Source organism: Glycomyces artemisiae, assembly GCF_003002955.1.
GTDB lineage: Bacteria > Actinomycetota > Actinomycetes > Mycobacteriales > Micromonosporaceae > Glycomyces > Glycomyces artemisiae.
Genome location: NZ_PVTJ01000001.1, coordinates 368,847 through 389,306, shown reverse-complemented (window position 1 = coordinate 389,306; position 20,460 = coordinate 368,847). Strand labels below are relative to the sequence as shown.

The following is a 20,460-nucleotide window of genomic DNA, read 5'->3' as shown; positions in this document are numbered from 1 at the left end:
TCCCATTAGCTGATACGGCAGAGGTAGTCTCTGCGGCATGGCACACGAGACTGCGAAGTACATCCACGGCCACCACGAATCGGTGCTGCGCTCGCACGCTTGGCGCACGGCCGAGAACTCGGCGGGGTATCTGCTCCCGTACCTCAAGACGGACCACACGATCCTCGACATCGGGTGCGGGCCGGGCACGATCACTGCGGACTTCGCGGAGATCGCGCACGGCGGGCAGGTGACCGGGGTGGACTACGTCGCGGACATCCTGCCGAAGGCCGAGGCCGCGGTGGCCGAGCGCGGGCTCACGAACACGAGGTTCGAGCAGGCCGACGTCCACAGTCTCCAGTTTCCGGACGACACGTTCGACATCGTTCATGCGCACCAGGTGCTCCAGCACGTGAGCGATCCCGTCCAGGCCCTGCGCGAGATGCGCCGCGTCGCGAAGCCCGGCGGCCTGATCGCGGTGCGCGACAGCGACTACGCGGCCTTCACCTGGTTCCCGGAGTCGGAGGGGCTGACCGCCTGGCTCGACCTCTACGAGACCGTCGCCCGCGCGGGCGGCGGCGAGCCCGACGCCGGCCGCCGCCTCAAGTCCTGGGCGCTGAAGGCCGGGTTCCCCGAGACGGCGATCGAGGCGACCTCGTCCACTTGGACCTTCTCCGACGAGCCTGACCGCACCTGGTGGGGCGGCCTCTGGGCCGACCGCAGCCTCCACTCCGACTTCGCGAAGCAGGCCCTCAACGGCGGTCACGCCACTGCCGATGAGCTCCAGGCGATCTCCAACGCCTGGAAGGCCTGGGGCGCCGCCGAGGAATCCTGGCTGATGATCCCCCACGGCGAGATCCTCTGCCGTGCATAGGTTCCCGTGAACCGGGCAGACAAGAGCCCGGTTCACGGAGAGACCCTGACCACACCACCCTCGCAATTAGTCGAGAACTGTCGGTAGTCGTCCATACCCTCTGAGTTGCCGCAAGCACAACTGCACACCCAAAGGAGCAACCCGATGGAGACACCCAAGGCCGAATACCCCGAACTCGATCAACTCGCCGACGCCATCACCACCCTCGCCGGGGCGCGCCACCGCATCCCGCTGACGCAGCTTCTGCGCGAGACGGCCCTCAACGTGCTGATCCTCTCCCGCATCGCCACCAACCGCCTCCCCGACAAGCTCCGCAAGGACGACGTCGAGGCCGCGGCCGACCACCTGGTCACCCAGCTCCGCCACGCCGCCTGGGAGCTCCCCCCACCCCCGACCGAACTCCCGGGCCCGCCGCAGTAGTCGAAACTCTTCAAGCAAGCCTGGTAAAGAAGGCTTGAACAACTAGGCGCTTCGCATGTCAAGCCCAGGAGACTCGTCGCCGAACATCGCCCGCGACCTGCGGGCGGTGTTCGGCCGCCTCTACCGGCGCTTCAAGGAGCTCTCCGACAACCAAGGACTCACACCCTCCCAGGCCTCGCTCCTCAGCCGCCTCGGCAAGGAGGGCGACGCCTCGGTCAGCGCCCTCGCCGCCGCCGAACGCATCCGCCCCCAAGCGGTCGTCCCCACCCTCGCCGCCCTCCAGGAACGCGGCCTCATCGAACGCCGCCCCGACCCCTCAGACGGCCGCCGCCAACTCATCTCTCTCAGCCCCACCGGCCGAACCATGTTCCAAGGCGCCCAGCTAGAGGGCGACGAATGGCTGGGAACAGCCATCCGGGACCGCCTCACCCCGGCAGAGCGAACCACGCTCGCCGAAGCCCTCAAGCTCCTCGAACGCCTCACCACCGACTAGAAAGCACCCAGGAACATGCCGATCACTAAGCTCGACGAGCGAACCGCGCTCCTCATCATCGACCTGCAAAAGGCAGCGAATCACGCCCTACGGCCCCCAACAAGCTCGCCGACGTCGTCGTCTCGACGGCCTCGCCCACCCCGCCGACACCGTCATCACCAAACGAACCTGGGGCTCCTTCCACGCCACCGACCTCGACCTCCACCTCCGCCGCCACGCCATTACCCACCTCGTCATCACCGGCATAGCCACCACCCTCGGAGTCGAATCCACCGCCCGCTCCGCCCACGAACACGGCTACAACCTCACCATCCCCGCCGACGCAACAACCGACCTCACCACCGAATCCCACACCCACGCAACGACCAAGATCTTCCCCCTAATAGCCGAAACCGGCACCACAGAAGAAGTCCTTCACGCTCTGCAGGCTAAGCGCTGTCCCGTAAGTTGACTGTCCGCCTGTTCCGTTGAGGTGCTCGCGGTGTGTCAGTCTTCGAGGGTGAGGTTGTGGAGCCGGGCGATGCCGGCCATCGCTTCGGCTGATCCATTGCCGCGTAGTCGGCAGTCGCGCAGCACTTTCCAGACCTTCATCTTCGCGAAGGTGTGTTCGATACGCGCGCGGACCTTTCGGTGGGAAGCGTTGTGCGCCTCCTTCCAGTCGACAAGTGACTCGTCCTTAGCCCTGCGCCGGTGGGGGATCACCGCTCTGGTGCCTTGGTAGCCGCCGTCAGCGATGACTGTTGCGGTGCGGGTGGCGTGGTCGACGCCGGAGGCGGCGAAGGCGATCGAGTCGTTGCGGTTGCCCGGCAGGGGCTCCCCTACGACGACCACCAGTCGGGTGTCAGCATGGATGACCACCTGATGGTTGGTCGAGTATCGGTAGTTCTTCGACTTGGCCGCGACGGCGTGATCCCTGGTCGGAACCAGCGTGCCGTCAACGATCAACACCGTCTCCGGCGCATACCGCTGCCTTGGGCGGAGCGCGAGTTTCGGCGCAAGGTCATCGATGATCCGGTCGGCAGCCGACTTCGAAGTGCCGAACAACGCCGCAATCTGACGCATCGTGAGGTTGGTACGCCAGTAGGCTGCGACCAGCAGCACCCGATCCTCAAAGGTGAGTTTCCAAGGGCGGCCCCGGACTGCAGGATCGGCACCTTCCCGGCGAAGCTGACGGACCAGGTTCGCGAACCGGCCAGGACTCAGCCCGCTGAATAGGAGCACCATCGAATCGTCCCCCGCCGAGATCACTCCTGACACAACATCATGATCTATTGCGCTCCAACGGCGTTCGATTCGGGAGGCTCGAAATCAGCGAGCGGTCGGAGATACCCGTTTGATCTGCAGGATGTCTGTGAGAACCTGTCGCAATGAGTACGTATGGCGAGGTAGAGGTGGGCGAGCTGCTGCATCGGGACGGCTGGCGGAAGGCGTTCACCGTCGCTGAGATGGTCGACAAGTGGGAGCGACTGGTGGGCGAGGTTGAACAGGGCTACAGCCACACCATCCACGAGTACACCAACGACCTCTACAGCCGGAATTGGCTCTGGGAGGCGTCTGGGCTGCTCCATGACTTCGTAGTCCAGGATTGGACACCGAGGTTGATGGCCCTGGACAACCGCTTCACGGCCGCGACCATCGCCGACGACGGCGCAGCGCTCTCCCATTTCCATAAGCTCCGCGAGCCCGACTGGTGGTGGTGGCGCCGGTATCCCCGCAACCTCACCGGGCCGCTGGGGAAGTCGCTGCGCGATGCTGGCGCCACCGGAAGCGCCCCAGAAGCGAACTGACCAAGGCTCCACCGAGCACTTACGGGACAGCCCTTAGCCGGTAGTGACCTTTGCATAATGGAAGACGTCCGCAGGTAGCTCATGTTCGAGCTCCCATTCAATCTGGATAGGGTTCTCGCCTTGATGGCTTCGATAGTGCATCGGGCCGCAATACAGGAAGGGTCCGGAGTCTTCTTTGATGTGACGAATGAAGAGGTGGATCGAGTTCTTCAGCTGGTCGTGATTGATGTACCGCTGGCCGGTAGGAGAAGCCAACGAAGTGTTACCTTGCGACTCCCATTGAAAGCGGGTAAGTGAAATTGCCCTGTCGTTGTACATCGTTGATGGCTTGAACCCTGTACCACTCTTGTCGATGGTAACCATGAAGACATCAGCCGCTTCCTCGGGCACATACCGGACTCCTGCGACCCAGTAACGAGGCCTGTCCATACCGAACGCCGTCAACAATTCGTCCTTCGTGTAACGGGCATGCAATCGGAGCGGCAAGTGAGCAACTACATCAACTGGCTTCGCAACTCGGTGGACCCGGTCTTGGAGGATCTCCGTAATCTCAATGAGTTCGTCTTTTCGGACGGGGTTTCCCCACAGTCGTTCCAGAGTCGTGCTGATGCTGGCGATCGGCTTCGTGCTGTCGATACCCACATGCAGCATCGCAAGCATCCGCTTCTCGAAGTCGCTGAACTCGGAGTACTGAGGCGGAGTGTCACCTTGGAGAATGCCCCGGAGGAACTCAAGGCGACGCGGGTCATCGATGTGGAGCATGCGGTTGAATGCTTTTCCAAGCTGCTTGTCAAATGCCTGGTCACTGAGCGGTCGCGATTCCATGCCTGCCTCGCGTCGCAGGCGGGCCCAACCACCTCGGTCTCCGGCGTAGAGGTCCTCAAGTTCTCGGCCAGACTCATGCAGGTACTGCCGAAGGCTGATCCTGCCCAGGCTGCGAAGCTCCTCGCTCGCATCCCTGATGCTGTAGGCCAGCGACTGCTTGATGTTGGCGAGCACGATCCGGCTGACTTCACGGTCGAGGTCGATCGAGCAACCGGCAGGCAAAGTCGGGAACCCCGCCTCGACTCCATCTGCCAGTCGACCCCGGGCGATGCCGGTGAGCGCAGTGAAGCGCTTGTCAAATCGAAACTCCCGGTGTTGGTTCCCCACGAAATCCAGGACCGTGAGGACCGCCTTGTCCTTGGTCAGACGGAGCCCCCGGCCAAGCTGCTGGAGGAACACCGTTGCACTCTCCGTAGGCCGCAAGAACAGGACCGTGTCGATGTCGGGTACGTCGACACCCTCGTTGAATAGGTCCACGGTGAATACAGCCTTCAGCATGCCGTTCTTGAGCTGCGCCAACGCCTCTGCTCGTTCCACCGAGGTCATCTTGGAGGTGATGGCTCGTGAAGGGATACCGTGGTGTTCGAACCGTTCAGCCATGAAGTTGGCATGTTCGATGCTCACGCAGAACCCCACCGCCTTCATCGCGCCTATATTTCCGACCTTGTCTTTCAGCGCCTGTACGACGAGGGGCACTCGGGTATCGATGCTCATGTAGCGTTGGGCCAGTTCGGCGGGAACATACCCCTGACCACGTCTCCAGGCAACTCCGGAAAGATCGACGTTGTCATGGATCCCGAAGTAGTGGAACGGAACAAGGAGACCTCGTTCGAGCGCCTCCCAAAGTCTGAGCTCCACCGTCGGCTTGTTGTCATCGAACCAGTGAAGGATGTCCTGCCCGTCAGTCCGCTCCGGCGTTGCAGTAAGGCCCAGCAGGACCTTCGGGTCAGCGTGGTCGAGGAGCTTCTCGTAGGACTTCGCAGCAGCATGATGGAATTCATCAATGATGATCATGTCAAAATGATCTGGTTCTAGATCAGTCAGAGAACCAAGTGATTGAATTGATGCGAACACATGCTGCCACTTTGAAGGTCGGTTGCCGTCGACCATGAGTTCACCAAACGAGCCATTCTTCAGTACGGTTCGAAAGGTTGCCAGGCTTTGTTCGAGGATCTCCTTGCGGTGTGCGACAAAAAGCAAGGTTTTCACGGTTCCCGCTCGTTGCAGCCGGTCATAGTCCAGCGCAGCAACAATCGTCTTACCCGTCCCGGTTGCCATGACAGCCAAGTTCCGCCAGTGGCTGTGTTCTTCCCTTGCCGCGGCTAGCTCATCCAGGATTTCACTTTGATAGGGATATGGGATGACGTCGATGTTAGCGATCGTCAGCTGATCGATCTTGACTCCATTTTCCGCGTCGAGCGCTTCCTTCAGTCGAACACGATCGTCTTCGGACTTGTATGGCTCGAATGAAGGATCGTTCCAGTACTCCTCGAACGTCGCAGCGAAGGTGTCAATGAGATGCGGCTGCTCAGCACGCGCCAGCCGGACGTTCCATTCAAGGCCATCGAGCATGGCCGATCTTGAGAGGTTCGAGGAACCCACGTAGGCGGTGTCCAGGCCCGATGCGCGGTGAAATAGCCACGCCTTGGCGTGCAAGCGGGTTCGGCGCGTGTCGTATGAGACCGCAACCTCGGCCCCCAGGTCACGCAGACGTTCAACAGCCGCCGCGTCAGTGGCGCCCATGTAGGTGGTCGTGATGACCCGCAGCCGACCACCTCGGTCGATAAAGTCGGTCAGCTCTTTCTCGATAAGTCGAAGGCCATGCCACTTCACGAAGGCACACAGGAGATCAACTCGATCAGCCGTCCGCAGCTCCATGGCGACCTCATGTCCGATTTGTGGTTGCTCCCGGCCGTTGACCAACAAGGCGCTGCTGGTGAGGGCAACCTGCGGCCGGGACGGGAAGTTCACCGATCCATCAGGAAGCCGATTCTCCGCGATATCGAGCAGGACCTTCGGATGCTCCGTGACCAGCCGTGAGTCGTTGTCTCCTTCGTCCTCGTGGATCGCAGCGAGGGCCTCAACAATGCGATTCGTGATACTGACTTGGTTCGCCAGCTCCCCGTCTGAGCCTCCGGCCCGCCTGAGCACTTTGCGCGTAAGGTCTCCGAGGAACCGCGCCAGCATCTCCTCATAGTCGAATTTGTCGAGATCCGCCTGTCTGATCAAATCCGCATCGAAAGACGCCAACTTCTCTCGAATCGCTTCCGTCACAAGGGCCTCATGCACACCGGGTTCGAGCTCAGACATGCGCAAAGTCTAATGGCACAAGGACAAGCCGGCTCACCACGCATTTTCCAGGTTGGTTGACGGAGGTTCGAGGTACTGATATACCTCTGCTACGCGCCGGTAGGGGTGTATTCGCTGCTTGGGAAGGTGGTCGGGCGATGGGCAGTGACGTCGTTGTCGTCGGGGGTGGGTTGGCGGGGTTGGTTGCTGCCTCTGAGTTGGTGCGGCTGGGGAAGACGGTCACGGTTGTCGATCAGGAGGGCGAGCAGTCGCTTGGGGGGCAGGCGTTCTGGTCGTTCGGGGGGTTGTTCCTGGTTGATTCGCCGGAGCAGCGGTTCATGGGGATCAGGGACTCGCGGGAGCTGGCGTGGCAGGACTGGGTCGGGACCGCGGGGTTCGATCGGGATGAGGACGCGTGGCCTCGCAAGTGGGCCGAGGCGTATGTCGACTTCGCTTCGGGCGAGAAGCGGGCGTGGCTGCACTCGTTGGGGGTGCGGTTCTTCCCGGTGGTGGGGTGGGCCGAGCGCGGGGGGTACACGGCGCAGGGGCATGGGAATTCCGTGCCGCGGTTCCATATCACCTGGGGGACCGGGCCGGGGATCATCGAGCCGTTCGTCAGGTTGGTGCGGCAGGCCGTCGGCGATGGGCGGTTGCAGCTGAAGTTCCGGCATCGCGTCGATCGGCTGGAGGTCGAGGGCGGGCGGGTCACCGGAGTCTCCGGGACGCTGCTTTCTCCTGACGAGTCCGCTCGCGGGGTGTCGACGAGCCGGGAAGCGCTCGGGGAGTTCTCCATCAGTGCCGGCGCCGTCATCGTTGCCTCCGGGGGGATCGGCGGGAATTTCGATCTGGTGCGGCAGAACTGGCCGGAGCGGTTGGGGACGCCTCCCAAGCGGCTGATTTCCGGCGTGCCAGCGCATGTGGACGGGCGGATGCTGGGGATCGCCGAGGACGCCGGGGCGGAGGTGATCAATCGGGATCGGATGTGGCATTACACGGAGGGGATCGAGAACTGGGATCCGATCTGGCCCAAGCACGGCATCCGGATCCTGCCGGGGCCGTCGTCGCTCTGGCTGGACGCGACGGGGCGCCGGTTGCCCGCTCCTTACTTCCCGGGGTTCGACACCTTGGGGACCTTGGAGCACATCATGACGACCGGGCACGAGTACACCTGGTTCGTGCTCACGCAGAAGATCCTGGAGAAGGAGTTCGCCCTGTCGGGGTCGGAGCAGAACCCCGATCTGACGGGGAAGGACGTCAAGCTGCTGCTGAAGCGGGTGCTGCCGGGGGCGCCAGGGCCGGTGGAGGCGTTCAAGAAGCACGGGGCCGACTTCGCGGTGGCCCGGACGCTGCCGGAGCTGGTGGCGAAGATGAACGCGATCACCGGGGAGGGCCTGCTGGAGTACGAGACCGTGCGGGCGGCGGTCGAGGCGAGGGACGCCGAGATGGGGAACAAGTTCACGAAGGACTTGCAGGTGACGGCGTTGAGGGGCGCCAGGAACTACCGGGGCGACAAGCTGATCCGGGTCGCGTCGCCGCACCGGCTGCTCGATCCGAAGGCGGGGCCGCTGATCGGGGTGCGGCTGAACCTGCTGACGAGGAAGACGCTGGGCGGGCTGCACACCGACCTGGACAGCAGGGTCCTGAAGGCCGACGGGGAGCCGCTGCCGGGGCTCTTCGCGGCCGGGGAGGCCGCCGGGTTCGGCGGGGGCGGGATGCACGGATACCGGTCCTTGGAGGGGACGTTCCTGGGCGGGTGCCTGTTCTCGGGACGGCAGGCCGCCAGGGGTGCCGCGAAGTAGCGGGTGAAATGGGTCACGGGGACGGAACGCCGTGATCGGCGGTGGTGTCCGGAATGTCGCCGCAAGGGGCGGTACCAGGCGCGGTGGGACGGAAGCAGAGTCGCACCGGCGGTCTAAGGTGGGCGATAAGCGGCCTTCCTCACCCGCGAATCCGAGCACTCCTCGCCTACCGGGCGTGGTCCGCTAGCATCCAAGGTTCTGCGGGTGCCGGCCGGACCCACCACCCTTCGGCAGCGCTCGCCGAAGCCGACTCGGACCGCGCGTCGAGGACCGGCACCTCACAACTCGTGGATGGTTGAGCATGAGCGACGTTTACCGCCCCGCCCAAGGCCCCTCGGCCGGACCTCCCGGACCACCCGCAGGGCCTCCGGCAGGGCCGCGACCCGGCTTCCAGGCGAGCCCGCCGCACGGGCTCCCGCCGGGCCACGGCGCACCGCCGCCGCCGATGGGCCCGCCCGCCGGGCCGCCGCCCGGACCGCCCGCAGGGGCCCCCGCCGGGCCCCCGCCGGGCCCCGTAGCAGCGGGCCGCGCCGGGGTCGGGCGCGCCTCCGTCGTCGGCGCCGCCAGGCCGAAGTCCGGCCCGGGCACCCCGCCGCCGGGCGGCAGGAAGCGGAAGAAGAAGATCTCCGTGCGCCGCCGCCGCGTCTACGCGGCGCTCATCATGGTGTGCCTCATGATGCTCGGCGCGGTCACCGTGGCCGGCTCCTGGTTCTTCCAGAACGTGCCGGCCCCGAAGGACCTGAAGTTCGGCGAGTCCACCTCGATCACCTACTCGGACGGCACGCTCGTGGCCGGGTACGGCGAGTACACCCGCAAGCTCGTGGACTCCTACGAGGACCTCCCCGACCAGGTCGTCTGGTCGCTGCTCGCCCTGGAGGACAAGGACTTCTTCGAGCACGACGGCGTCGACTACAAGGGCACCATGCGCGCCCTCGTCAACAACGTCACCGGCGGCGACACCCAGGGCGCGTCCACCATCAGCCAGCAGTACGCGGGCATGGTCATGGACATCCGCGACGACCTCTCCTACGGCCGCAAGGCCCGCGAGGCGGTCATGGCGATGAAGCTGGAGCAGCAGTACTCCAAAGAGGACATCCTGTTGCACTACCTGAACCTGAACTTCTACGGCCGCGGCAGCTACGGCATCGCCGCCGCCGCCGAGGTCTGGTTCGGCGTGCCGGTCGACGAGCTGACCTGGGGCCAGGCCACGATGCTGACCATGCAGGTCAAGGCGGGCGACGGGTCCTTCGACCCGCGCCTGGCGGGCGAGGACAGCACCGCGCCCCTCGACCGGTGGACGCACGGCATGGAGTCGCTGCTGACCATCGAGACCCTCAGCGACGAGCAGAAGGCCGACATCCAGGCCGAACTGGACGCCGGGATGCCCGAGACCCGCGAGGCGCTGGAGAACCCGGGCACGTGGGGCCACGACGTGGCGACCGGCTTCATCACCAACCCGAACGACGGCTACATCTGGGACGAGCTGGAGAGCCGCTACGGCCTCACCCAGAACGACTTCTACGGCAAGGACGCGGGCACCGGCGGCTACACCGTCCAGCTGACCCTCGACCCGCAGATCCAGCAGCTCGCGTACTCCACGGCCAGCCGCGGCGACCTCAAGCGCGTCACGGACGAAGACGGCAACATGCTCAACGTCGACGGCGAGATCGTCACCGACATCAACGAGGCCGAGGTGTACGTCAACGACGACGACTTCTTCGAGTTCACGAACTCGAACGACGACGCCGCGCTCGCCGACCAGAACAAGTCGATGGCCGACGCCGTCGTCGCCGTCGAGCCCGGCACCGGCCGGGTCCTCGGCTACTACGGCGGCGAGAACGGCCTCGGCATCGACAAGGCCGGCATGGAGAACCCGCACCCGCCGTCCTCGACGTTCAAGATGATCACCGCGGCGACCGCGATCGAGCACGGCGCCTCGATCGACTCGTGGTGGAATTCGGACTCGCCGCGCGAGTTCGACACCATGGAGGGCATCGGCGACGGCACGATCTCGAACGCGGGCCGCAACGAGAACACCGACATGACGCTGACCGACGCGGTCCGCAACTCTCGCAACACGCCCATGTACGCGATCGCGGAGAAGTACGGCGCCACCGCGATCCTGGAGAACGCCATCCAGATGGGCCTGCGGACCATGACCCAGAACGAGGACGGCGTGGCCGTCACGTACCGGTTCTACATCGAGGGCGACGGCACGATCACCTACTCGCGCCACGGCACCAAGCAGAACGAGGACGGCTCGTACGTGACCGACTCGAACGGCAACGTCGACCCGCTCGCGCCGCTCGACGAGGTCAACGAGGACGGCTCGCCCGTGCGCACCCCGCTCGACCTGGACTCGCCGAACTCGCCGTTCTACTACCACATCGCGTTCGGCCAGTACCCGACCTCGGTGCTGGACATGGCGTCCGTGTACGCGACCATCGCGAACGACGGCACCTACAACGAGACCCACTTCGTGGAGAAGGTCCTCGACCGCGACGGCAACGAGATCCAGCCGATCCGCGAGCTGGAGGAGACCCCGGCCCTGGACGCGAGCATCGCGCGCAACCTCCAGTGGGTCGGCTCCGAGATCGACGGCGACGCCGGCCCGATCGACCGGCCCTTCACCGGCAAGACCGGTACGTGGGAGGCCACGGCCGAGGGCTACGAGGACGCCAACGCCCACACCTGGTACGTCGGTGCGATCCCGCAGCTGAGCATCGCCTCATGGGTCGGCAACGCGACCGCCGAGTCGGCGCCGCTGCTGAACAAGAACGGCGGCACCGACAACGTCTTCGGCGGCACCCTGAGCTATCCGGTGTGGAAGCAGTTCATGGAGGGCGCCATCGACGCGAAGCAGTACGAGACCCAGGGCTGGACCGACGCCGAGCACGTGGGCTCCGCGATCATCGACGACATCCTCAACGAGCAGGGCATGGTCGACGCGGACAGTCCGTACTGCGCGGCGAAGCCGGGCGACTCGCACTGCGTCCAGGAGGGGCCGCCGGGAGGCGGCGGGAACGAGGAGTGCACGCCGATCATGGAATGGCTGGGCCAGTGCACCACCGGCGGCGGGAACGGCAACGGCAACGGCGGCCGCGACGATTAGCACGACGTGAACGGGCCCGGCGGGAGTACTCCCGCCGGGCCTGTTCGTTCGCGTTGCGGCTCAGACGAACGCGCGGCCCTCGCCGCGGTAGGTCGGGACCTCGTCGACGACCTCGCCGCGCCGGATCAGGTGGATCGTGTTGACGCGCTCGGCGAGCTCCCCGGCCTTGGCGTGGCGCATCCAGATGCGGTCGCCGATGGCGAGCGCGTCGGCGGCGCGGCCGCGCAGGGGCGTCTGGACCTCCCCGGCGCCCTCGGTCTTGGAGTAGCGGAGCCCGGCGGGGAACGCGGGCTTGGGGAGGCGGTCGGGGCCCGGGACGCCGGAGGCGATCCAGCCGCCGCCGAGGGCGGTCACGATGCCGCGCTTGGGCCTGCGCACGACAGGCAGCGCGAAGAACGCGGCCGGGAGCGGCCGGATCGAGCGGTAGCCGTCGAACAGGGCGGGCGAGTAGAGGCCGGACCCGGCGGCGATCTCGGTGACCGACGGGTCCGCCGCCGTGGAGGCGACCGAGCCGGTGCCGCCGCCGTTGACGAATTCGAGGTCGGTGACGCGGCGGACCGCCGCGACGGCCTCGGCGCGGCGCTCGGCGAGTTCGGCTTTGGAGACGGTCTGCATGAGCCGCACCAGGGGCGAGCGCAGCGCAGCGGCACTGAAGGCGTCCTGGACGCCCGCGATCTGGCCCTCGTAGCCCATGATGCCGACCAGGCGCACACCTGGGCGCTTGTCGATCTCGTGGGCCAGGTCGAGGGCCTGGTCGGGGGTGCGGACCGGGGACCGGTAGGCGCCGATGTGGATGCGGCCGCCGAGGAGTTCGAGCGAGACGTCGAGTTCGAGGCACAGGCGCAGCGGCCGCGACGGGCTCGGCTCGACGTGCCGGGCGAGGAAGTCGAGGTGCTCGACGGAATCCACCATGAGGGTGATGCGGCGGGCGAGGCGCTCGTCGGCGGCGAGCGCGCGGAGCGCGTCGGTGTCGGCGGTGGGGTAGGCGACGACGACGTCGTCGAACTCCTCGGCCAGCCACAGGGCCTCGGGCAGCGTGAACCCGAGGATGCCTTTGAAGCCGGGCTGGGCGAGCGCGCGCCGCATGAGCGGGCGGCAGCGCAGCGACTTGCTGGCGAGGCGCAGCGGTTTGCCGATCGCATTGCGGCGCAGGATGGCCGCGTTGGTGTCGAACGCGTCCAGATCGACCGCGGCGAACGGGGGCTGTATCCCCCGCGTCGCCCGGTTGAGGACGTCGAACCGCTGGTCGGCGGCGCCTTCGACGGCGGCCCCTGGCGAGCCCGTTGCTTCCTGATAGCCCATCCGACTTCCCTTCCGCAGGTCAAGTGGGGTTAGATGAAAGCTACCGTGAAGTACACCTCGTATTCAACAGAGCCGTTGGAAGGACCGCCGCCATGGGGACCCCCGTCGCCGAGAACGCACACTGGCAGAACTGGTCGCGCACCGAGGGCGCCGAGCCGGTGCGGACGGTGCGCCCGTCGACGTCCGAGGAGCTGGCGGCCGCGGTGGCCGCCGCCGCGGAGGACGGGCTGCGGGTGAAGGCGGTCGGCTCGGGGCACTCGTTCAGCGCGATCGCGGTGCCCGAGGGCGTGCGGGTGGACATGGGCGGGCTCGATCAGGTCGTGGCGGCGGACGCGAAGTCGGGGCTGGTCACGGTCGAGGCGGGGATGACGCTGGCGGCGCTGAACACGGTCCTGGACGCGCACGGGCTGGCCCTGGAGAACATGGGCGACATCGACGCGCAGACCGTCTCGGGGGCGATCTCGACGGGGACGCACGGCACGGGCGACCGGTACCGGGGCTTCGCGTGGCAGGTCAAGGGCCTGAAGCTGGTGCTGGCGAGCGGCGAGACGGTGCAGTGCACGGAGTTCGAGCGGCCGGAGCTGTTCGCGGCGGCGCGGCTGGGCCTGGGCGCGGTGGGGGTGATCGCGGAGGTGACGCTCCAGTGCGTGCCGGCGTTCCGGCTGCACGCGGTGGAGCGGCCCGAGCGGCTCGGGGCGGTCCTGGAGGGCCTGGACGAGCTGGTCGCGGAGAACGACCACTTCGAGTTCTACTGGTTCCCGCACACGGACCGGACGCTGACGAAGCGGAACAACCGGCACGCGATGTCGGAGCCGTCGCGGGCGCCGAGCCGCCTGTCGTACTGGTGGAACGAGACGTTCACGGAGAACGCGCTGTTCTCGGCGAGCAACCGGGTCGGGGTGCGGTTCCCGTCGATGGTGCCGCGGCTGAACCGGGTGGCGGGGCGGGTGTGGAGCGCCCGGGAGTACACGGACCGGTCGCACCGGATCTTCACGTCGCCGCGGACGGTGCGGTTCCGGGAGATGGAGTACGCGCTGCCGCGGGAGGCGCTGCCGACGGTGCTGCGGGAGTTGCAGGCGATGGTGGAGCGGGAGGGGCACACGGTGTCGTTCCCGGTGGAGGTGCGGTTCGCGGCGGCGGACGACATCTGGCTGTCGACGGCGCAGGGGCGGCGGACGGCGTACGTGGCGGTGCACCAGTTCTTCCGGCACGACCACGTGCCGTACTTCCGGGACTGCGAGGCGGTGTTCGACGCGGCCGAGGGGCGCCCGCACTGGGGGAAGATGCACACGCTGGGCGCGGAGCAGCTCTCGCGCCGGTACAAGCACTTCGAGGACTTCCGGCGGGTGCGCGACGAGGTGGACCCGGAGCGGCGCTTCGCGAACGCGTACCTGGAGAAGGTGCTGGGGGCCTGACGCGGGTTCGGGGCGCCGCTGTCGGAGGGGTGGGCTAGGTTTCAGCGGTGGCAGACGTGCTGTACCGAAAACTCGATGAACTGACCGACGACGAGGTCTACGAGGCCTACGCGCCGCCCGGACCGGACTGGCTGCGGGTGAACTTCGTGTCCAGCGCCGACGGAGCGGCGACCCTGGAGGGCCTGTCGGGTCCCCTTTCGGGTGAAGAGGACAAGCGGGTGTTCAAGGTCCTGCGGGCGCGGTGCGACGTGCTCCTGGCGGGGTCGGGGACGGTGCGGGCCGAGGGGTACGGGCCGCTGGTGCTCTCGGAGGACCGGATGGCGTGGCGGCGGGCGCAGGGCCTGCCGGAGGTGCCGGTGATGGCGATCGCCTCGCGCACGGCGAGCCTGGACCCGGGGGCGGGGATCTTCACGCAGGCGCCGCGGCGGCCGATTCTGATCGTGCCCGCGGACCTGCCGGAGGCCGCGGTCGAGCCGTTCCGGGACGTCGCGGACGTGATCGCCGCGGGCACGGGCGAAGTGGACTTCACGGCGGCGGTGGCGGCGCTGCGCGAGCGGGGGCTGCGGCAGGTGCTGTGCGAGGGCGGGCCGCACGTGTTCGGGTCCTTGATCGCCGCGGGGCTCGCGGACGAGCTGGACCTGACGATCTCGCCGCTGCTCGTCGGGGCGGGCCCGATGCGCGTCGCCGAGGGCGAGGCGGCTCCGGAGGCGGTGCCGCTGCGGCTGCGACACGTCCTCGAAGCCGGGGGCAATCTGATCCTGCGCTACGTGCGAGGATCGAGCGATGAGTGAATCGGTGGGCCGCGTGCTGGGCACGGAGGACGCGACGCCCCTGTCGTTCTGGGTCGGCGTCGGGCCGGAGGCGTACGCGCAGCTCGACGACGTGCTCACCACCGAGCGGCAGGTCCCGGGGGTCGGCACGGTCCGCATCTCCGGGGTGGTCACGTCGGTGCGCAGCCGCCACGAGGGCGCCCAGTTCGACTCCGACGTGTTCGACATCGCCGGGGGGCTGCTCCCGGCGCAGGTGCAGGAGGCCGCGGAGGTCACGGTGACCCGCGTCGAGCCGGAGGTGTTCGTGCCGCCGCGCCCGGGCGCCGAGGTGCAGCGGGCCTCCGGCGAGGACCGCGACCGGGCCCTGTACTTCGACGGCATGGCCCGCCAAGTGCCCCTTGGGTTCTCGCGCGACGGCCAGCCGGTGTTCCTGAACCCGGACTTCCTCGACGGCACCCGCGGCGCGCACGTGTCGATCTCGGGCATCTCCGGGGTCGCCACGAAGACCTCGTTCGCGACGTGGATGCTGTACTCGCTGCTGCACTCGGGCGCGCTGGGCGCGGAGGCCGCGAACACGAAGGCGCTCATCTTCAACGTCAAGGGCGAGGACCTGCTGCTCCTCGACCACGACAACACGAAGATCGACGAGACGGTGCGCGACTCGTACCGGCGCCTGGGCATGGAGCCGGGCGCGTTCAAGTCCGTGGAGGTGCTCGCGCCGCCGCGCGAAGGGGACTCGAACGGGGTGCCCGACGTGGCGTGCCGGTCGACGGGCGTCGACGCGTTCTACTGGACGCTCGCCGAGTTCTGCCAGCTCAACCTGCTGCCGTTCGTGTTCGCCGACGGCGACGACGACCGCCAGCAGTACACGATGGTCGTCCACCAGGTCGCCGCGCGGCTGCGGAAGGAGGCCCGACCCAAGGACAACGGCGCGATCAGCGTCGACGGGCGGCTCCTCACCAGCTACCGGGACCTCGTCGACCTCATCTGCGAGCGGCTCGCCGACGACGAGACCCGCACCGAGTGGGCGGGTTCGGCGATCGGCCTGGGCACGGTGAACGCGTTCATCAGGCGGCTCATCGCCTCCGGGCGCGACATCGGACGGCTCATCCGCGGCGACCTGCCGCCCCGCGGCGCGGCGTTGTCGTCCGACGCGCAGGTGACGGTGGTCGACCTGCACAACCTGCCCGACCGGGCGCAGCGGTTCGTCGTCGGCGTGGTGCTGCGCAGCGAGTTCGAGCGCAAGGAGAAGGCGGGCACGGCCCGGCCGCTCCAGTTCGTGGTCCTCGACGAGCTGAACAAGTACGCGCCGCGCGAGGGCACCAGCCCGATCAAGGACATCCTGCTCGACATCGCCGAGCGCGGCCGGTCCCTCGGGGTGATCCTCATCGGCGCCCAGCAGACCGCGTCCGAAGTGGAGCGGCGCATCGCGTCGAACTCGGCGATCCGCGTCGTCGGCCGCCTGGACGCGGCCGAGGCCACGCGGCCCGAGTACGGGTTCCTCACGCAGGCGCAGCGCATGCGCGTGCTCATGGCCAAGCCCGGCACCATGTTCGTGGCGCAGCCCGAGCTCCCGGTCCCCCTCGTGGTGAACTTCCCGTTCCCCGCGTGGGCCACCCGCCCCGCCGAGGCCGGGTCCGCCCCGGCCGCCACCGCACGGTCGGTTACCGCCAAGGTCGACCCCTTCGACCTCGCCGGCGACGACGAAGACGACATTCCGTTCTAGGGGTTCAGCAATGCGGATTCTCCACACGTCCGACTGGCACGTCGGCGTCACCTTGAAGGGTCGCCCGCGGCTCGACGAGCAGCGCGCGGTCTTCAAACAGCTCGTCGACGTCGCCAAAGCCGAGGACGTGGACCTCGTGATCGTCGCCGGGGACCTGTTCGACACAGCCTCGCCCTCCAGCGAGGCGCAGAAGCTCCTGACGGCGGCCCTGTCGGCCCTGCGCCGCACCGGCGCCGAAGTGGTCGTCGTCGCCGGGAACCACGACAACGGCAAGGCCCTCGACGCGCTGCGCGAATGGGCCCACGCCGCCGGAATCCACCTGCGCGGCAGCCTCGGCAAGGCCGCCGACCACCTCATCACCGGGGAGACGAAGGACGGGGAGCGGTGGAAGTGCGCGGCCCTGCCGTTCATCGCCCAGCGCCACGCCGTGCGCGCCGCCGAGCTGTTCGAGCTCGGCGCGGCCGGGGCCGAGGCGAACTACGCCGACCACCTGCGGCGCCTCGTCGCCGCGCTCACGCAGGACTTCGGCGCCGACACCGTCAACCTGTTCACCGGGCACCTCACGGTGGTCGGAGGGAAAGTGGGCGGCGGCGAGCGCGAGGTCCACACCGTGGCCGACTACGCCGTGCCCGCCGCGATCTTCCCGCCCACCACTTCGTATGTGGCCCTGGGGCACCTGCACCGGGCGCAGGCGATCGTCGGGCCGTGCCCGATCCGGTACTCCGGGGCGCCGATCGCGGTGGACTTCGGCGAGGAGGACCACACGCCGGGCGTCGCGATCGTCGAGGTCAGCGCCGGCATCCCCGCGAAGGTCCGCACCGTGCCGCTCACCGAGGCCGTGCCGCTCCAGACCGTGCGCGGGAACCTGGAGACCCTCGCGAAGACCGAAGTGGACGAACGGGCGTGGCTGCGCGTGTTCGTCACCGAGCCCGCCCGGGCCGGGCTCCGCGCCGAGGTCGCCGACCTGTTCCCCAGCGCGGTCCAGATCCACATCGACCCGGTCATGCGCCTGGAGCAGAAGACGCCGCGCGAGCGGCGGTCCGGGAGGAGCCCGGGCGAGCTGTTCGGCACGTACCTGACCGAGAACGGGCACGACGACCCGGCGGTCGCCAAGCTGTTCTCGGTCCTGTACGAGGACACCCAGACCGTCTCCGAGGAGGCCTGATGCGCCCGATCCGGCTGGACCTCAACGGTTTCGCGTCCTACACCGGCACCGAGACCTTCGACTTCACCGACGTCGACTTCTTCGCGCTCACCGGGCCCACCGGCGCCGGGAAGTCCACGGTGCTCGACGCGATCTGCTTCGCGCTGTACGGGCGCACGCCGCGGTGGCGGGTCAACACCACGCAGAACGCCCTCGCGCCGTCCGCAGTGGAGGGACGGGTGCGGCTCGTGTTCGCCGCCGCCGGAACGCACTACGTGGCGACCCGCATCCTGCGCCGCGACCGCAACGGCAAGGTCAAGACCACCACGGCCGCTTTGGAGCAGCTCCCCGACGGCGTGAACCCCGCCGACGACGAATCGCTCGTCGAGGGCCTCGGCCGCGCGCTCGCGGGCAGCCCCAGCGAGGTCAGCAGCGCCGCCGAGCGCGTCATCGGCCTGCCGTTCGAGCAGTTCACCAAGTGCGTGCTCCTCCCCCAGGGCGAGTTCGCGGAGTTCCTCCACGCCTCCCCCGCCGACCGCCGCAAGATCCTGGAGAACCTCCTCGGGCACAGCGTGTACCGGCGGGTCCAGCAGCTCGCGGGCGCGAAACGGGACGCCGCCACGACCGCGATGAAGACCCTCGAAGCGCAGCTCGCGCGCGTGCCCGCCGTCACCGACGCCGAACTGGCCGCCGCCGCCGAACGCGTCGAGCGGCTGGAGAAGCTCACCGAGCCCGTGCGCGACAAGGCGAACGCCCTCGACGGGCTCGCCGCGGCCGTGGACGCCGCCCGCAGGCGCCTCGCCGAAGCGGAGTCGAACCTCGCGTCCCTCACCTACATCAAGCGGCCCGAGGGCGTCGCCGACATCGCCGCGCAGGTCGCCGACGCCGCTGCCGCCGCCGCGGACAAGGCGTCCGAAGTGGAGACCACCGAGGCCGAGGACGAGCGCCTCCGCGGCGAACTCGACGGCCTCGACCTCGCGCTCATCGAACGCCAGCTCAAGGCCTGGGCCGAACTCGCCGAGACCCAGTCGAAGCTGAAGACCGGCCTGGAGCTGACCGAGGAGCTGCGCGACCAGTTCGCCGAGGCGAAGGAGCTGGAGGAGGCCGCCGGGGAGGAGGTCGAGATCCAGCACGCGTCCCTCCACAAGGTCCGGATGGCCGAGCTCGCCGGGACCCTCCGGGCCGGGCTCAGCGTCGGCGACGAGTGCCCCGTCTGCGACCGGCCCGTCGACACGGTGCCCGAGCACGACCTCTCCGAGTCCATGCAGCAGGCCGAGGAGGCCTCCCGCACCGCCACGATCGAGCACCGCGACGCGCAGGCCGCCGTCGTCGCGCTCCAGACGAAGCTGGAGAACTACGAGGAGCGGCTCACCGAGCTGCGACTCGCCGAAGGGCGCCTGAAGAAGCGCCTCGAAGGCGTCGACGACCCGCCTGCGCTGCAAGCGAAGCGAGCGTCCTCCGAGGAGGCCCGCCAGCAGCTCGCGGGCACCGGCGCGGCCCTCAAGGCCGCCCGGCGGGCCCTGCGCGAGGCCGAGAAGCGCAAGCAGGCCGCCGACGAGCGGCAGCAGCGCGCCTGGAAGGAGTTCCAGCACGCCCGCGACCAGGTCGCCGCACTGGCCCCGCCCGCCGCCGGAGACGACCTGGCCGCGAGCTGGGACGCCCTCGTCGGCTGGGCCGCGGCCTCGCTGGAACGGGCCGGGGCCGAACGCGAAGCGGCCCGCACCGAGCTGACCGGACTCGACGGCCGCGCCGCGACCCTCCGCGGGGAGCTGCGGCTCTCCTTGGGCGAGTTCGACATCGAAGTGCCGCGCACCGGCACCGGCGGCGACTACGTCGGCAGGCACGCCGCCGCCGTCGAGTCCGCCAAGGCCGCGTCCGCGCGGCTGCGGGACGCCCGCGCCCAGCGCGTGGACCTGGAGGCCGAGACCCGCCGCTTCGCGCACGAAGCCGAGGTCGCGAAGGCCCTCGCGTCCCACCTGGAGGCGCGGCGGTTCATGGAGTGGCTCCTGTCGGAGGCCCTCGACGAGCTCGTGGCGGGCGCGACGGTGATGCTCAACCAGATCACCTCGGGCCAGTACGACCTCATCTACCGCGAGCAGGACTTCTGGGTCGTGGACCACCACGACGCCGACATGGCCCGCCCGGCGCGGAGCCTCTCGGGCGGCGAGACCTTCGCGGCCTCGCTGTCGCTGGCGCTCGCGCTGAGCGACCAGCTCGCGAGCCTCGCGCGCCACGGCGCGTGCCTGGAGTCGATCATCCTCGACGAGGGCTTCGGCACGCTCGACCCCGAGACCCTCGACGCCGTCGCGACGACGCTGGAGGCCCTCACGCTGTCGGCCGGGCGCACCGTGGGCCTGGTGACGCACGTGCCCGAACTCGCCGAACGCGTGCCCGTGCGCTTCCGGATCACCAAGGACGCCAAGGGGTCCCACGTCGAGAAGAGCTGGACCTAGACGCGGGCCCGCCCCGGCGTATGCCGGGGAGCACATCGGAATCGTTCACCTCCTGTTCGCCCGCGCGGCAGG

General features: G+C 68.3%; 15 protein-coding genes. 12 read left to right on the top strand and 3 right to left on the bottom strand.

The genetic code is table 11. The annotated features are described in order from the left end of the window. Positions 1-37: 37 nt before the first annotated feature. The 4 genes from B0I28_RS01800 to B0I28_RS28400 all read left to right on the top strand — a co-directional run bounded on the left by B0I28_RS01800 (position 38) and on the right by B0I28_RS28400 (position 2,217). On the top strand, positions 38-853 hold the full coding sequence (locus B0I28_RS01800) for a class I SAM-dependent methyltransferase (RefSeq protein ID WP_106362093.1): 816 nt from the start codon (positions 38-40) through the stop codon (positions 851-853). A gap of 144 nt (positions 854-997) precedes the next feature. Beyond that, entirely contained in the window at positions 998-1,273 is a 276-nt protein-coding gene (locus B0I28_RS01795) for a hypothetical protein (RefSeq protein WP_106362092.1), read from the top strand. Positions 1,274-1,328: 55 nt separating this feature from the next. Then, positions 1,329-1,766, top strand: coding sequence for a MarR family winged helix-turn-helix transcriptional regulator (locus tag B0I28_RS01790; protein ID WP_106362091.1), 438 nt, complete (start codon positions 1,329-1,331; stop codon positions 1,764-1,766). A gap of 79 nt (positions 1,767-1,845) precedes the next feature. After that, on the top strand, positions 1,846-2,217 hold the full coding sequence (locus B0I28_RS28400; RefSeq protein WP_106362602.1) for an isochorismatase family protein: 372 nt from the start codon (positions 1,846-1,848) through the stop codon (positions 2,215-2,217). Between the two features lie 35 nt (positions 2,218-2,252). Here the strand turns inward: B0I28_RS28400 and B0I28_RS01780 are convergent, their stop codons facing one another. Further along, positions 2,253-3,023 carry a transposase gene (locus tag B0I28_RS01780; protein WP_106362090.1) on the bottom strand — a complete coding sequence of 257 codons (771 nt, stop codon included), beginning with the start codon at positions 3,021-3,023 and terminating at the stop codon, positions 2,253-2,255. 134 nt (positions 3,024-3,157) lie between these two features. Here B0I28_RS01780 and B0I28_RS01775 point away from each other — a divergent pair, with 134 nt between their 5' ends. Then, positions 3,158-3,553, top strand: a complete 396-nt coding sequence (locus B0I28_RS01775; protein WP_219926499.1) for a hypothetical protein — start codon at positions 3,158-3,160, stop codon at positions 3,551-3,553. 33 nt (positions 3,554-3,586) lie between these two features. Here B0I28_RS01775 and B0I28_RS01770 read toward each other — a convergent pair whose 3' ends face one another. After that, positions 3,587-6,688: a DEAD/DEAH box helicase gene (locus tag B0I28_RS01770; protein WP_106362088.1), complete on the bottom strand. Its 3,102-nt coding sequence runs from the start codon at positions 6,686-6,688 to the stop codon at positions 3,587-3,589. A gap of 137 nt (positions 6,689-6,825) precedes the next feature. On the opposite strand from B0I28_RS01770, the gene B0I28_RS01765 reads away from it, so the two are divergent. Together B0I28_RS01765 and B0I28_RS01760 are read left to right on the top strand one after the other, a co-directional pair. Continuing rightward, positions 6,826-8,466, top strand: coding sequence for an FAD-binding dehydrogenase (locus B0I28_RS01765; RefSeq protein WP_106362087.1), 1,641 nt, complete (start codon positions 6,826-6,828; stop codon positions 8,464-8,466). A 301-nt stretch (positions 8,467-8,767) separates the two neighbouring features. Then, the gene (locus B0I28_RS01760) at positions 8,768-11,578 is read left to right on the top strand and encodes a transglycosylase domain-containing protein (RefSeq protein ID WP_146147939.1); all 2,811 of its coding nucleotides are present in this window, start codon (positions 8,768-8,770) and stop codon (positions 11,576-11,578) included. Positions 11,579-11,638: 60 nt separating this feature from the next. Here the strand turns inward: B0I28_RS01760 and B0I28_RS01755 are convergent, their stop codons facing one another. Beyond that, positions 11,639-12,880, bottom strand: coding sequence for an amino acid deaminase/aldolase (locus B0I28_RS01755; RefSeq protein ID WP_106362085.1), 1,242 nt, complete (start codon positions 12,878-12,880; stop codon positions 11,639-11,641). 92 nt (positions 12,881-12,972) lie between these two features. On the opposite strand from B0I28_RS01755, the gene B0I28_RS01750 reads away from it, so the two are divergent. Genes B0I28_RS01750 through B0I28_RS01730 form a run of 5 tightly spaced genes read left to right on the top strand, consistent with a single transcriptional unit; the run spans position 12,973 to position 20,388 of the window. Then, the gene (locus B0I28_RS01750) at positions 12,973-14,295 is read left to right on the top strand and encodes a D-arabinono-1,4-lactone oxidase (protein WP_106362084.1); all 1,323 of its coding nucleotides are present in this window, start codon (positions 12,973-12,975) and stop codon (positions 14,293-14,295) included. Positions 14,296-14,342: 47 nt separating this feature from the next. After that, positions 14,343-15,086, top strand: a complete 744-nt coding sequence (locus B0I28_RS01745; protein WP_245888847.1) for a pyrimidine reductase family protein — start codon at positions 14,343-14,345, stop codon at positions 15,084-15,086. Then, a complete protein-coding gene (locus B0I28_RS01740) occupies positions 15,079-16,791 on the top strand; it encodes an ATP-binding protein (RefSeq protein WP_106362083.1) in 1,713 nt (570 codons plus the stop codon). Before B0I28_RS01745 ends, B0I28_RS01740 begins: the two co-directional genes overlap by 8 nt. Before the next feature lie 10 nt (positions 16,792-16,801). Next, a complete protein-coding gene (locus tag B0I28_RS01735) occupies positions 16,802-17,956 on the top strand; it encodes a metallophosphoesterase family protein (RefSeq protein WP_106362082.1) in 1,155 nt (384 codons plus the stop codon). After that, complete coding sequence (locus tag B0I28_RS01730) at positions 17,956-20,388, top strand: AAA family ATPase (RefSeq protein WP_106362081.1); 2,433 nt, start codon at positions 17,956-17,958, stop codon at positions 20,386-20,388. The genes B0I28_RS01735 and B0I28_RS01730 overlap by 1 nt, the downstream gene beginning before the upstream one ends. Positions 20,389-20,460 lie beyond the last annotated feature (72 nt).